This window comes from Burkholderia sp. RF7-non_BP4 (assembly GCF_001521935.1).
GTDB lineage: Bacteria > Pseudomonadota > Gammaproteobacteria > Burkholderiales > Burkholderiaceae > Burkholderia > Burkholderia diffusa.
The window spans coordinates 174,924-188,045 of sequence record NZ_LOTA01000025.1 but is presented as its reverse complement, the minus strand read 5'-3'; the positions used below and the strand labels follow the sequence as shown (position 1 = coordinate 188,045).

Sequence of the window (13,122 nt, the reverse complement as noted above, 5' to 3'; positions counted from 1 at the left end):
AGGCACGTAAACGGACACGGGCCGGATCGCCGCGCGCGCGGCAGTCCGGCCCGTGTCGCATGCGCGGGTGTCAGAACGTGATCGTCGTGCGCACGCCGACCACCGTTTCGTCGCCGATGCGCGCGCCGGCCGCGTTCGGGTTCGGGATGCCGCCGCCCGGCCGGAAGAAGTGCTGCACGTCGGCCTGCAGTTGCCACCACGGCGCGACCTGGTACTGATAAGTCGCCTCGATCACCGTTTCCGCGCGACGCACCGGATAGCCGGGCGTCGTATACGTGCCGGTGTCGCCGTCGAGCGCACGGGCATGCGAGCCGATCTTCGCGTAGCCGATCGCGATGCCGGCCGTATCGTCGTCGCGGCCCTTGAACGGCGCCTTGAGCGTCACCCCCGCATTCGCCGCGAAATCGACGACGTTGCGATCGCCCGGCGCGCCCATTACGCGCGCGAACACGCCGACCGAACGCGGGCTGTCCGCCGACGGCCGCCACACCATCTGATCCGCGACCGCATAGAAACCGTAGTTGCCGCGATGCGTGGCGGGGATGCCGTTGCTGGCCGGATTCGCGAGCGACAACCCGTCGGTGCCGAGGCGCGGATCGTTCGTGTGCTGCGACTGATACCAGAAGCCGAGCTTGTACGTGCCCGGCAGGCCGGCCGGTTGCGGCGCCTTCGGGTCGGCCGGCGGCGCGTTCAGCGCGTACTGGAGTTCGCCGATCACGAATGCGCCGCTGCGCAGGTTGAAGTTGGTGCCGTGCGCGTTCAGCACCTGCGCGTCGCCGTCGCTGCGGCCGGCCGGGTTGCCGTCGAACACGCCGACCATCGCGGTCCACGCGTCGGCCGGCTTCACGCGCAGCCGCACGCCGAGCGACGACAGCGGATACGCGGGGCCGCCGGACGGCAGGTCGGTCGACGGCAGCACGGGCCAGCCGAACGTCGCGTTCATGAACGTCGCCGCGTACTGGCTCACCATGAATTCCTGGTCGACGCTCTGCTGGCCGACCCGTACGTCGGCCTTGCCGGCGAGGAACGCCTGCTGGTACCAGAGCTCCCACAGCCGCGTGGTCGAATTCGCCTCGATGCCGGTCGCGGTCTGCAGCGTCTGCAAATAGCGCTGCGTGAGGTTGGTGCCGTGGATCTGCAACGCCGACACGTTGAACGTGCCGCCCGGCAGCCCGACCGCCTTTTCCGTATCGACGTTGAAGCCGAATTGCGTGAGGCCCTGATAGGCGCCGCCGCGCTGCGTGCCGCCCGCCGCGTTGTACAGGTATTCGCTGGTTTCCTGCAGGTTCAGCGTGACGCCGTGATCGCCGAGCACGTCGCGCAGGCCGCCCATGTTGCCGAACAGGTTCGAGCGCTCCCAGAAACCGGTGGGCGCGGGCGCGGCAGCATCGGCGGCCGGTGCGGGGGGGGCGTCGCTGACGCCGGGCGTCGGCTCGGCCGCGGCGGCCGGCGACGACGATTGCGCGAACGCGGGCGCGGCGGCGAGCGACAACAGCAACGCGGCGAGCGCATCGAGGCGCGGTGTACGCGGTGCGGATTCGAAGCGATTCTTCATGCGGGCTCCGTTGTTTGATTGATTAGCTTGACTGAAGAAATGGAAACGTGAAGCGATGGCGCGGGTACAGGCGGCGCGTTCCGCATCGCCGTTCATGGCAGCCAGCCCCCGATCCGCCATACGTGCGCGAAGCCGAGGCGCGACGCGGCCGTGCAGAGCAGCGCGACGAGCGCGATGGCGGCCGCCATCGCACCGACCAGCACGCAGTCGAGCGGGCGCGGCGCTTCCGGCAGGTGGGCGAGGGCGCTGCCGCGCCAGTTGCCGAACGCGTGGACGAGCGGCGAAACAGCCGAAACCAACGAGCGGTCGGACGCGACGTGGATGAGTCGCTTGAGTCTGGCCGCGAACGATTGAAAGAACATGACGAACCTCCGTCCGGTCCGGCGCATGCCGGACGACGTGATCGAGCGCGGGTGCATGACGCGGCCTGCGATCGGCGGTTGGAACGTAACGGAGCGTGCGACGGACGGGCCGACTGTGCCGGCACCGGGGGAAGCGCGCTAACCCGACGAATGCGAGCTAGCGGCGAATGACATGCGTCTGGCTGCTATCTCGCGATGGCTTGGCCGGCCTGGACCGGCATCGAACTGCAACTGGAGCATGTGTCCACGAAGGGACTCCCTTGATGAATTGGGGCGGATTGTAGTCGCGAGCTTTGCTGCGGTGCAAGTAAAAAAAGCAGCGGCGTTGCGCGTATTGCGCCGGCAGCAGCACCGCGCGCGAGCCGGCCGACGCCCGGCGCGACCGCCCGCCGGCGGCACGCGGCGACTGTTGCTCGCACGCATCGGCGGCGCGCGCCGTGCGACGCATTGAAAGGTTGCGGCGCGTCATTCCGGGCGCGAATCTTTCAGCGTGTAGGGGACGGAAAAAATATTCCCCGGAGGGCGTGCCAGAGGGTTGACTTCCGTTTCGGCCGGTCCATAGAATCCGGCATCTTCACTCTTGGGGCCGCCGCCTTGGACGCCTGCAGTAGTCGATCTTCGAACGAAATTTCCGCCTGAGCGACCGACGTCCGCGCCTCATCGAAGCCGCCGTTTGTCATCCAGGCAAACGGTGCGCGCAGCAGTATTCCGCAGCAACTCCCTACGTGCACCCTGATTCGCGCCGGTTAGCGTGATGCGTTTGCGCATGCGCCATCCGGTTTCGCCGCCGCCCGGCGCGCGGCCGCGTTCGCGCATGCGTTTCGCATGCACCCGAACGGCGGCCCGCGCCGCGCGGCGGTCAATCGTGTTCTCCGGAACACCGCACAGGAGCCGCCGTGAACGACAGTGACAGTTGTCCCATATGCCCGTTGCACCAACAGACCCTTTTGAACCCGGGTCGCAGGGACAATCCGGCCGACTAGCCTGACACGTCGTTCAGGCCACGGACTGGCCCCGCGCCCACCAAGCGGCCGGCATGCATGCCGTTGCCGCCAGGAGCCAGACCATGAACTTCGGCCTTCTGCTGTCGAACCTCCCGCACGTCGCGGAATCGCGTCCGCATTACGACGCGATGCTGACGCTCGACGCCCGTCCGCGGGTGTTCTCCCGTTTGCTGAACCACCTGAAATCGTTGATCCGCTGAAGCAGCGCCGAGCGCGTCTCGGCATGCGCGCGCGGCCTCGTTCCGCGCGCGTATTCCAAGGCCACACGCTTGCCGGATAAAAAACCAGCCGTACGGAATTCATCATGTCCACGCCATCGAACGTCTCTCCACCGATCGCCGTCGAACGCAGCGCCGTGCTCGACGAAGCCCACCTGGGCGACATCCGCGGCGCGCTCGGCACCATCGCGCATCACGACACCGCCGCGCGCGGCACGTGGTGGGCGCGCCTGCGCACGCTGCTCGCGATCATCGGCCCCGGCCTGATCGTGATGGTCGGCGACAACGACGCCGGCGCATTCGGCACCTATACGCAGGCCGGCCAGAACTACGGCACGACGCTGCTGTGGACGCTGCTGCTGCTCGTCCCGGTGCTGTACGTGAACCAGGAGATGGTGCTGCGCCTCGGCGCGGTCACCGGCGTCGGCCACGCGCGCCTGATCTTCGAGCGCTTCGGTAAATTCTGGGGTGCGTTCAGCGTGATCGACCTGTTCCTGCTCAACGCGCTGACGATCGTCACCGAGTTCATCGGCATCACGTTCGTGCTGGCTTTCTTCGGGCTCCCGAAGGTTGCGGGCGTCTGCGTGGCGGCCGCGTTGACGATGGCGGCGGTGAGTACCGGCGACTTCCGGCGCTTCGAGCGGTTCGCGATCGTGCTGTGCGTGATGAGCCTGCTGCTCGTGCCGGTGCTCGTGTCGATCCACCCGCCGGTGGCGCAGATGTCGCGCGACTTCTTCGTGCCGAACTGGCCCGCGCACGCGAAGCTGTCCGACGTGATGCTGCTCGTGATCGGCATCGTCGGCACGACGGTCGCGCCATGGCAACTGTTCTTCCAGCAGAGCTACGTGATCGACAAGCGCATCACGCCGCGCTTCATGAAGTACGAAAAGGTCGACCTGTGGATCGGCATCGCGTTCGTGCTGATCGGCGCGGTCGCGATGATCGGCTTCAGCGCCGCGCTGTTCGGCGGCCATCCGGAAGCGGGCAGCTTCACCGACGCGGGCGGCGTGATCGCGGGCCTCGAGAAATATGCGGGCCGCACGAGCGCGACGCTGTTCGCGGTCGCGCTGCTCGACGCGTGCATCATCGGCGCGGCGGCGGTGTCGCTGTCGACCGCGTACGCGATCGGCGACGTGTTCAAGATCCGCCATTCGCTGCATCGCGGCGTGTCCGATGCGAAGGGCTTCTATCTCGTCTATTTCGGCATCGTCGCGGCGGCTGCCGCGCTCGTGCTGATTCCGGGCAGTCCGCTCGGCCTGCTGACCGAAGCGGTGCAGACGCTCGCCGGCGTGCTGCTCCCGAGCGCGACCGTGTTCCTGCTCGTGCTCTGCAACGATCGCCAGGTGCTTGGGCCCTGGGTCAACTCGACGAAGCTCAACGTGTTCACGGGCGCGGTGATCTGGGTGCTCGTGCTGCTGTCGATCATCCTGACCGCATCGGTGATGTATCCGGACATCAGCGGCGAAGCGATCGTCGACGTGCTGGTCGGCGGCACCGTGCTCGCGATCGCCGGTTATCTCGCGACGGTGCTGATTCGCCGCAACAAGCGCGTCGTCGAGCCGGGCATCGACCGCGCGCTGCGCCCCACGTGGCGCATGCCGCCGCTCGAGACGCTCGAGCCGCAGAACATGACGGTCGCGACGCGCGTCTGGATGGCCGTGCTGCGCGGCTATCTGGTGATCGCCGTCGGTCTCGTGATCGTCAAGGTCGTGCAGATGACGCTGCTGAAGTAACGCCGCACGGCGCGATCGTCAGGTGTACGGACATGCCGGCCCGCGAGGCCGGCATGTCCGTTTACGCGGGTTCGTCGCGCGCGCGTCAGATCAGCTCGAGCTTCGACGTCAGGTACGTGAGCTGGATCCGGTTCGCGACGCCGAAGCGTTTGCGCAGCTTGCGCAGGTGATAGTCGACGTTGTGCGCGCTGGTGTCGAGGCGCCGGCCGATCTCCTTGTCCGACGCGCCTTCCGCGATGCCCAGCAGCAGTTCCTGTTCGAACGGCGTGAGCCCGTTCACGGCGCGTTCGCGCGACGTCGCGATCAGTTGCGGCGACGCGAACTTGTGCACCGACAGCCCGATCGACAGCGCCTGCTCGATCGTCGCCGGCGTGATCCACTCGCGCGTGCGGCGCGGCGCGGTGAAGCTCATGAACGCATGCAGCCGCGTGCCGGGCACGGCCATCGAATACATGATGCCGCTGCACATGCCGTCGTCCTGCATCGTCTGCAGGAAACCGTCGAGCGCCGCCGGCGTCACGCACGGGCCGTCGTCGCGTTCGCGATGTTCGCGGCGCAGTTGCTGCAGGTCCCACACGATCGGCATGTTGCATACGCGCGCGCCGAGCGTGCGCGGATCGATGTCGTGATGGTTGTGCCGCACGTAGTCGCCGCGATAGGTGGTCGGCGTGAACGCCTCGTGCAGGTAGAGGCTTTCGACGCGCTCCCGCGAGAATTCGAGCGCGAAATAGGCGAACGTCGAGAAGCCCGTCAGGTGCAGCAGGCTTGCGACGATCCGGTTGCGTTCGGCGGTGCTCTGCGCGTGCGCGAGCGTATCGGCGACGCCGAGCTTCGGCGCGTGCGGCTGCGCGATGTCGCCGCGCTTGACGTCGTCGCACCAGACGACCTGCACCGGGCGCGCTCTCGACGCGTCGGTGCAGGGGGCCGTCCGCCGCGACGGACGGGACAACGTTGGGGCGACCGCTTCTTCTTGCAATGCAATATCGGACATGTGCCATCCCTCGGAATCGACGCGCATCGCGTGGCGGCAGCCGTGTCGTGCACGGTGTTCGCGACGATGCGATCGAGCATCTTTATGATATGCGCAGATCATCATCCAGACGAAACGCGGGGGCATTGTACAAAAATGCCTGTGTACGCGTAATATGCCGTAATACTAATTCGGGCGAAAGGTTCATATTCGCACCGGTATAGAGACAACCAGAAAAACATAAAGAAAAGACCAGATCGTGACGGGGCAGGTTCACATATTGGGAAAGGGTGGGCTCCTCATGACATATGCTGACGACGCGCCACGCGTCGAGTGGTTTTCGCAGGCCGATATCGCGGTCGCCGCCGCTTATTCGAAAGAAATTCATGCAATCGAGCGTGACGTTTTTACCGGCATTCAAATCGCGCCAGGTAAATCCGACCTTGCGCCTGTCGATTTCGCCCAATGCCATTCCCGATTGCGGCAAATCGGTTTCAGCACGCTCGGTTACGGCGCGTATGAAATGATCGGGCGGCGCATTCTGTGCGCGCATCTGCTGCGCGATCTCGCGCCCGCGACGTTCATGCAGCCGTATATCGAGGGCATGCTCTACGAGAGCGATCCGCGTTTCGCGCAGGTGCGGCAGAGCGGCTTTCCGGTCGCGTGGCGGCTCGACGAGATCGAGTCGGCCGCGCAGGGCAGCGGCGACCGCAAGGTGCTCGCGCTGGCAGGCCATCTGCGTGCGCATGCAATGAACAGCGGCGTGATTTTCAGCCTGTCGGCGCCGCGGCTCGACTTGCGCGTCGCGGTGAACGTGACGTCGGAAGCGCACGGCACCGAGTGGATCGACGATCGCGTGATCGGCGGCGCGCTGTCGGTGAGCCTCGCCGTGCATCGCGTCGCGCTGCCGTTTCTCGAGGCGCGCATCGCGCGCATGCGCGGCTTCGCGCTCGGCGACGAGCAGCAGGAGGTGCTCGAGCGCCTCGTGCGCGGGCTGTCCGACCAGGAGATCGCGAGCGCGCTGCGCACGTCGCTGCACAAGGTCGGTCACCATATCCGTTCGCTCGAAAAACTCTTCAACGTCCAGAATCGCGCGCAGCTCGCGTATCTCGCCGCACGCCGTCTGGAGTCCTGACCCTGTCTGCGCGCGCGGCGCACGCCGCGCGATGGAAGCGGTTCCGGCGACGCGCGCGAGCAGGCGCCGCCGGGTTTCGTAGTCGGATCGGATCGTCATCGGAAAACCGCCGCGCCGCTACGAGGCGCATCCCTTTTTGCGCGGTGTCGCGTCGCTACACTCGTCCCATTCAACGGTCCGCGCGACACGGGGCATGACGGCCCGTGCCCGGCGGCGACAACGACAGGACGACGGCACGATGGCAGAACCGAAGGCGCTCCCTCGCGACTGGCAGCGGATCTTTTCCGCCGGCCGCAGCGTGTCCGGGCGACGTCTCGGGGCATCGCCGCGCGCCGACCTGTTTCTCGCCGCGTTCATCGTGTCGGTGGTCGCGCTGTTCATCCTGCCGCTGCCGCAAGCCGCGCTCGACGGGATGATTTCGCTGAACCTTGCCGCGAGCGTCGTGTTACTGACGGTGTCGACCTACGTGCCTTCGGCGGTCAGCTTCTCGTCGTTTCCCGCGCTGCTGCTGTTTACGACCCTGTTCCGGCTCGCGCTGAACATCGCGTCGTGCAAGCTGATCCTGTTGCACGCGAACGCGGGCCACGTGATCGACGCGTTCGGCCGGCTCGTGGTCGGCAACAACGTCGTGGTGGGCGGCGTGGTGTTCCTCGTGATCGCCGTCGTGCAGTTCATCGTGATCGCGAAGGGCTCCGAGCGGGTCGCCGAAGTCGGCGCGCGCTTCTCGCTCGACGCGATGCCGGGCAAGCAGATGAGCATCGACGCGGACCTGCGCGCGGGGATCATCAGCGCCGACGAAGCGCGCGAGCGTCGCGAGAAGCTCGAACAGGAATCGCAGATGCACGGCGCGATGGACGGCGCGATGAAGTTCGTGAAGGGCGACGCGATCGCGGGCCTCGTGATCGCGTTCATCAACATCGTCGCGGGCATCGCGGTCGGCACGCTGATGCACGGCATGGACATCGGCGAGGCGCTGCAACGTTACGCGATCCTGACGGTCGGCGACGGGATGGCGTCGCAGATCCCGTCGCTGCTGGTGTCGATCGCGGCCGGCATCGTGACGACGCGCGTCGCGACGCGCGACACGCGGCAGCGCCAGCTCGGCGAACAACTGGGCGAGCAGCTCGGCGCGCATCCGCGCGCGCTGCTGATCGCGGCGCTGGTGCTGGCCGGCTTCCTCGTCGTGCCCGGTTTTCCGAAGTGGTCGTTCGCGCTGATCGCGTTCGGCCTCGGCGCGTTCGCATTCACGCAGCTGAAGCGCAAGACGACCGCGCCGAGCTTCAACCTGATTCATATCGCGGGCCGCATCGGCGCGACCGACGACGGCCAGCCCGCGAAGGTGTCGCATGCGGCGGGCGTGACGTCGCTGATCGCGGTCTCGCTGTCGGACGACCTGCGCACGACGCTGAACCTCGCGCAGCTGCAGACCGCGCTGTCGAGCGCGAAGGCGCGCGTCGACGCGGATATCGGCACGGTGTTTCCGCGCATCACGCTGAACGACGACGAGGGCGCGGCGGCCGGCACGTACCGGATCTATCTCCAGGACGTGCTCGCCGCGCATGGCGCGCTGAAGCCGGGCTGGCTGCTGTGGGACGGCGTCGCGCCGCTGCCCGAGCGCGCGGAGCGCCAGCCGGCCGAGGCGTTCGGCCCGTTCGCGACCGCGCTGTGGATCAAGCCCGACGGCGCGGCGCCGGACGGCAAGTGGCTGACGAGCGAAGGCGCGCTCGCCGCGCACGTCGAACAGATCGTGCGCCAGCATGCGGACGAACTGCTCGGCATCCAGGAAACGCAGGCGCTCGTGCACCTGGTGCGCCGCGAGCATCCCGAACTCGTCGGCGAACTGACGCGGCTCGTGCCGCTGCAGCGCGTGACCGAGGTGCTGCGCCGGCTGCTTGCCGAACAGGTTCCGATCCGCAACCTGCGCGTGATTTTCGAAAGCCTGATCACGTGGGCGCCGAACGAACCCGACGACGTGATCGCGCTGGTCGAGCTGGTGCGCGTCGACCTGCGCCGGATGATCACCGATCGGCATGCGGGCGCGACGCGGCAGCTGCGCGTCGTGCTGTTCGAGCAGAACCTGCAGGAGCGGATCGAGAACGCGGTAATGCGCACGAAGCAGGGCAATTTCCTCGCGCTGTCGAGCGCGATCAAGCAGGACATCGGCGAACAGGTGCGCGCGATCGTGCAGGCCGCGACGTCGGCGCAGGCGGCCGGCGCGGGCGGCCACGGCAGCCCGCAGGGCGCCGCGCGGCTCGCGGTGATGGTCGCGCTCGGCGCGCGCCGCTACGTGAAGACGATCCTGCAGCCGGTGCTGCCCGAACTCGCGGTGCTGTCGTACCAGGAGGTCGAGGAGGACGTGCAGCTGCATACGGTCGGCTGGGTGAAGAACCCGCCCGACGACGGCACGCTCGGCGCGGGCGCCGGCGTGCGCGCGCCGGGAGTCGCGCAATGACGAGCTCGACGATCCTCGACCTGACCCGGCAGGCGCTGATGCTCGTGCTGCTGCTGTCGCTGCCGATCGTGCTGATCGCCACCGTCACCGGCCTCGTGGTCGCGATCCTGCAAGCGGTCACGCAGGTGCAGGACGCCAACATCGGCATCGCGGTGCGGCTGATCGCCGTGATGGTCGCGCTCGTGCTGCTGTCGGGCTGGCTCGGCAGCGAGGTGCTGCGATTCGCGCAACAGGCGCTTGAACGCATGTTCGTTTCTTCCTCAGGAGTGCTTTGATGCGTCGACGCGTCACCCCGATCCGGTTTCAACCGCGCCGCCTGCAACGGGCCGCGCTCGCCATGTGCGCGACCGCGCTGCTCACGGCATCGCTGTGCATGACGGTCGCGCATCCGGCGCGCGCGGCGGACCTGCGCTGGCGCAACAAGCCGTTCACGATCGTCGCGAACGGCAAGAAGATCGGCGACTTCATTCGCGAGCTCGCATCGTCGCAGGGCGTGACGGCCGTGGTCGATCCGAAGGTCGACGGCGTGATCAGCGGCCGCTTCTCGGGCACGCCGCAGCAGACGCTCGACACGATCTGCTCGACCTACGGGCTCACGTGGTACTACGACGGCTCGTTCCTGTACGTCGATCCGGCCGACCAGTCGCAGACGCAGATGATCCCGATTCCGCCGAACGCGGCTGGCGAGATCGGCCGCTCGCTGCAGGCGATGCAGATTCCCGACAAGCGCTACACGCTCGTGATCAACGACCGCGCGAACAGCGTGTACGTGGCCGGCCCGCGCCGCTACGTGGAGCTCGTGCGGCAGGCGGTCGGCTCGGTCGGCGACCCGTCGGCGAACGGCGCGCATGCGGACATCCGCGCGTTCCGGCTCAGGTACGGCTGGGCGTCCGATTTCACGATCAACCGCTCGGGCAAGGAAGTGACGGTGCCGGGCGTCGCGACGATCCTGCGCCGGCTGTTCGGCAAGGGCGGCGGCACGAGCGAACTGCCGTCGAGCACGCCGCTCGGGCAGGCCGCGCGTCAGGTGAAGCTCGGCTCGGGGCTGACGATCGCGGTGCCGCGGCTCGACTTCCCGGACATGTCCGGCGGCCCGCGCCAGGGCGGCTACGGCGGTGCGGACGGCAGCGCGGGCGGCTTCTCGCCGTTCTCGAGCGGCGGCGGTGGCGACACGCTGCCGCAGATCGTCGCCGATCCGGCGATCAACGCGGTGATCGTGCGCGACCTGCCGGAGAACATGTACCGCTACCAGTCGCTGATCAACCAGCTCGACGAGCGGCCGCGCATCGTCGAGATCAACGTGACGATCATCGACATCAACGAGGATTCGCTCGACAGCCTCGGGATCGACTGGCGTCTGCACACGACGCACGGCGACGTGCAGATCGGCAACGGCCAGAACCCGCTGAACGGCAACACGCAGTTCAACGGCGCCGGCAATCCGCCGCTGACGTTCGGCATCGGCACGTCGGAAACCGGGCAGACCGGCGCCTTCATGCCGACCGGCATCGCGCTGACCGCGTCGATCGGCGGCTCGTTGCGCAACTATCTGCTCACCCGCGTGAACGCGCTCGCGCAGAAGGGGCAGGCGCAGCTGCGCTCGAAGCCGAAGGTGCTCGCGCTCGACAACACCGAGGCCATTCTCGAGAATCTTACGCAGTTCTACGTACAGGTGCAGGGCTACCAGGATTCGTCGCTGTACAGCGTGACGACCGGCACCAGCATCAAGGTGACGCCGATGATCGTCGACGAGGCGATCCGCAATGCGGCCGCCGTGTCGGGTAACCCGCAGAGCGTGATGATGTCGATCGACATCCAGGACGGCAACATCGTGCCGGGCCAGGCCGTGTCGAACGTGCCGGTGATCCAGCAGCGCAACATCGTCACCAAGACGATGATCGACGAAGGCAAGAGCCTGCTGATCGCGGGCTTCAACGACGACGAGGTGCGGCTCAACAAGAGCGGCGTGCCGTGGCTGTCCGACATCCCGCTGATCGGCAACCTGTTCAAGTACACCGACAAGTCGGGCAACCACATGGAGCGGTTCTATTTGCTGACGCCGCGCGTGGTGACGACCGCGTCGATGTACGCGCCGGACGGCTCGCCGGTGAATCCGGGCGCCGACGAGCCGGCCGGTTCGAACGGCACGTCGATGTATCGCCCGCCGGACAACGACATCGCGGTGCCGCTCACGCCCGCGCCGCTGCCCGGCACGAAGTTCGGCCCGCCCGCGCTGCCGCCGCCGAAGGATTCGGCCGCGCAGCCCGTGGCGACGACCGCAGGAGCGCCCACTCATGTCGACGACCATCATTGACCCGCATGGCGACGGCGCATTGCCCGGCGGCGGCGCGGCCGGATCGGCCGCGCTCGCGTCGCCGTGGAACCTGTGCTTCCTCAGCGGGCCGATGTACGGCCGCACGATGTCGCTCGCGCGCGGCGCGAACTGGGTCGGCACCGCGGCCGACTGCGAAGTGATCCTGCCCGATCGCGAGATCGGCGCGAAACAGGTGTGCCTGCAGGTCGGCGCGCTCGCGGTGACGGTGCAGAACCACGGCGGCGACGGCGGGGCGCCCGTGCTGTTCAACGACGAGCCGCTCGGCGCGGGTCGCCGCTCGATGACGCCGCAGGACGTCGTGACGGTCGGCTCGATCAAGCTCGGCATCGCGCGTCATGCGCAGGCGAGCGTCGCGGTGCCCGACGAGGCCGACACGCAGGACGCCGCGCGCGAGGCCGCGTGGCTCGGCTGGCTCACCGGCGGGCTGCGACGTCTCGGCAGCCGGCGGCTCGTGATCGCGGTCGTCGCGCTGTGGATCGGCGTGCTGCTCGGCGCGCTCGGTTACGGCTTCGTCGCGTGGTCGGGGCGCCTGCCGTGGCAGCACGAGTCGGTGCTCGCACGCACGCACCGGCTGCAGCAACTGCTGCACGCGTATCCGGAGCTCGCCGTCGCGCCGCGCGACGACGGCGTGATCGTGTCGGGCTACGTGAGCGACCCGGCCGCGCGGGAACGCGTCGCGCAGATCGTCGCGGGCGTCGACAACGCGGCGCTCGGCAACATCTACGTGGTCAGCGATCTCGTCGCGACCGCGCAGACGTATTTCAGCGACACGGCACTGACGGTCACCTATCTCGGCCGCGGCCGGATCGAATTGACGGGCGCGGCCGAGCGCGCGCAGATCGAGCCGCGAATCCGCAACTACATGAAGGATGCGCGTCCGGCGCTCGAGGTGGTCGACCACGTGCGCGACGCCGATGCCGCCGCGCCGCGCACCGCGACGACGCTCGGCGGCGTCGCGGGGATTCCGGAGATCACGACGGTATTCGCGGGCGACGGCGACCAGCGCTACATCGAGACGGCCGACGGCAGCCGCTATTTCGAAGGCGCGCGGCTGAAGGAAGGGCCGACCGTCGTGTCGATCGGTCCGGACGAAGTCGTGTTCGAGCGCAACGGCCAGCGCATCACGATGCCGCTTGGCGGCGCGTCCGCGAGCGCGCCCGAGCGGGCGCCGGCGCCGCCCGTGCCGCCGCTCGCGAGCGGCGCGGCGGCCGGCGTCGCGCAGCCGGTGCCGGGCCCGACGCTGCCGCAGGATGCGCCGGCGACGCCGGCTGTCGCGGCCGCCGGTGCATCGAAGGAGGCGGCGCACTAGCGTCGCGACAGGATTTGCGCATCGCGCGTCGCGCGGTGCGCGCATTACG

General features: G+C 68.1%; 11 protein-coding genes. 7 read left to right on the top strand and 4 right to left on the bottom strand.

Translation table 11 applies throughout. The features are described from left to right. Positions 1–70: 70 nt before the first annotated feature. Together WS49_RS09115 and WS49_RS09110 are read right to left on the bottom strand one after the other, a co-directional pair. Positions 71–1,555 carry a carbohydrate porin gene (locus WS49_RS09115; protein WP_059526777.1) on the bottom strand — a complete coding sequence of 495 codons (1,485 nt, stop codon included), beginning with the start codon at positions 1,553–1,555 and terminating at the stop codon, positions 71–73. Positions 1,556–1,647: 92 nt separating this feature from the next. Beyond that, positions 1,648–1,917 carry a hypothetical protein gene (locus WS49_RS09110; protein ID WP_059527217.1) on the bottom strand — a complete coding sequence of 90 codons (270 nt, stop codon included), beginning with the start codon at positions 1,915–1,917 and terminating at the stop codon, positions 1,648–1,650. A 1,066-nt stretch (positions 1,918–2,983) separates the two neighbouring features. On the opposite strand from WS49_RS09110, the gene WS49_RS35570 reads away from it, so the two are divergent. Both WS49_RS35570 and WS49_RS09105 read left to right on the top strand, forming a co-directional pair. Further along, the gene (locus tag WS49_RS35570) at positions 2,984–3,121 is read left to right on the top strand and encodes a hypothetical protein (protein WP_179949257.1); all 138 of its coding nucleotides are present in this window, start codon (positions 2,984–2,986) and stop codon (positions 3,119–3,121) included. Between the two features lie 104 nt (positions 3,122–3,225). After that, positions 3,226–4,872: an Nramp family divalent metal transporter gene (locus WS49_RS09105; protein ID WP_059526774.1), complete on the top strand. Its 1,647-nt coding sequence runs from the start codon at positions 3,226–3,228 to the stop codon at positions 4,870–4,872. An 85-nt stretch (positions 4,873–4,957) separates the two neighbouring features. On the opposite strand, the gene WS49_RS09100 is transcribed toward WS49_RS09105, so the two are convergent. Beyond that, positions 4,958–5,863 carry a helix-turn-helix transcriptional regulator gene (locus tag WS49_RS09100; RefSeq protein ID WP_059527214.1) on the bottom strand — a complete coding sequence of 302 codons (906 nt, stop codon included), beginning with the start codon at positions 5,861–5,863 and terminating at the stop codon, positions 4,958–4,960. A gap of 82 nt (positions 5,864–5,945) precedes the next feature. Continuing rightward, positions 5,946–6,314: a hypothetical protein gene (locus WS49_RS36010; RefSeq protein ID WP_257127681.1), complete on the bottom strand. Its 369-nt coding sequence runs from the start codon at positions 6,312–6,314 to the stop codon at positions 5,946–5,948. On the opposite strand from WS49_RS36010, the gene WS49_RS09095 reads away from it, so the two are divergent. The 5 genes from WS49_RS09095 (at position 6,195) to sctD (ending at position 13,073) form a co-directional block, all read left to right on the top strand. Continuing rightward, complete coding sequence (locus WS49_RS09095) at positions 6,195–6,977, top strand: helix-turn-helix transcriptional regulator (protein ID WP_257127679.1); 783 nt, start codon at positions 6,195–6,197, stop codon at positions 6,975–6,977. The genes WS49_RS36010 and WS49_RS09095 overlap by 120 nt on opposite strands. Positions 6,978–7,215: 238 nt before the next feature. Further along, on the top strand, positions 7,216–9,429 hold the full coding sequence (sctV, locus tag WS49_RS09090) for a type III secretion system export apparatus subunit SctV (protein WP_059527211.1): 2,214 nt from the start codon (positions 7,216–7,218) through the stop codon (positions 9,427–9,429). Continuing rightward, a complete protein-coding gene (gene sctS / locus WS49_RS09085) occupies positions 9,426–9,704 on the top strand; it encodes a type III secretion system export apparatus subunit SctS (protein WP_011659215.1) in 279 nt (92 codons plus the stop codon). The genes sctV and sctS overlap by 4 nt, the downstream gene beginning before the upstream one ends. After that, complete coding sequence (sctC, locus tag WS49_RS09080; protein ID WP_059526768.1) at positions 9,704–11,743, top strand: type III secretion system outer membrane ring subunit SctC; 2,040 nt, start codon at positions 9,704–9,706, stop codon at positions 11,741–11,743. The genes sctS and sctC overlap by 1 nt, the downstream gene beginning before the upstream one ends. Continuing rightward, entirely contained in the window at positions 11,724–13,073 is a 1,350-nt protein-coding gene (gene sctD / locus WS49_RS09075) for a type III secretion system inner membrane ring subunit SctD (protein ID WP_059526765.1), read from the top strand. The genes sctC and sctD overlap by 20 nt, the downstream gene beginning before the upstream one ends. The last annotated feature ends 49 nt before the right edge of the window (positions 13,074–13,122 follow it).

Bases quoted from the DNA above. Each gene is read 5' to 3' on its own strand.
- WS49_RS09115 (WP_059526777.1), bottom strand. From the start codon at position 1,555: ATGAAGAATCGCTTCGAATCCGCACCGCGTACACCGCGCCTCGATGCG.
- WS49_RS09110 (WP_059527217.1), bottom strand. From the start codon at position 1,917: ATGTTCTTTCAATCGTTCGCGGCCAGACTCAAGCGACTCATCCACGTC.
- WS49_RS35570 (WP_179949257.1), top strand. From the start codon at position 2,984: ATGAACTTCGGCCTTCTGCTGTCGAACCTCCCGCACGTCGCGGAATCG.
- WS49_RS09105 (WP_059526774.1), top strand. From the start codon at position 3,226: ATGTCCACGCCATCGAACGTCTCTCCACCGATCGCCGTCGAACGCAGC.
- WS49_RS09100 (WP_059527214.1), bottom strand. From the start codon at position 5,863: ATGTCCGATATTGCATTGCAAGAAGAAGCGGTCGCCCCAACGTTGTCC.
- WS49_RS36010 (WP_257127681.1), bottom strand. From the start codon at position 6,314: ATGGCATTGGGCGAAATCGACAGGCGCAAGGTCGGATTTACCTGGCGC.
- sctV (WP_059527211.1), top strand. From the start codon at position 7,216: ATGGCAGAACCGAAGGCGCTCCCTCGCGACTGGCAGCGGATCTTTTCC.
- sctS (WP_011659215.1), top strand. From the start codon at position 9,426: ATGACGAGCTCGACGATCCTCGACCTGACCCGGCAGGCGCTGATGCTC.
- sctC (WP_059526768.1), top strand. From the start codon at position 9,704: ATGCGTCGACGCGTCACCCCGATCCGGTTTCAACCGCGCCGCCTGCAA.
- sctD (WP_059526765.1), top strand. From the start codon at position 11,724: ATGTCGACGACCATCATTGACCCGCATGGCGACGGCGCATTGCCCGGC.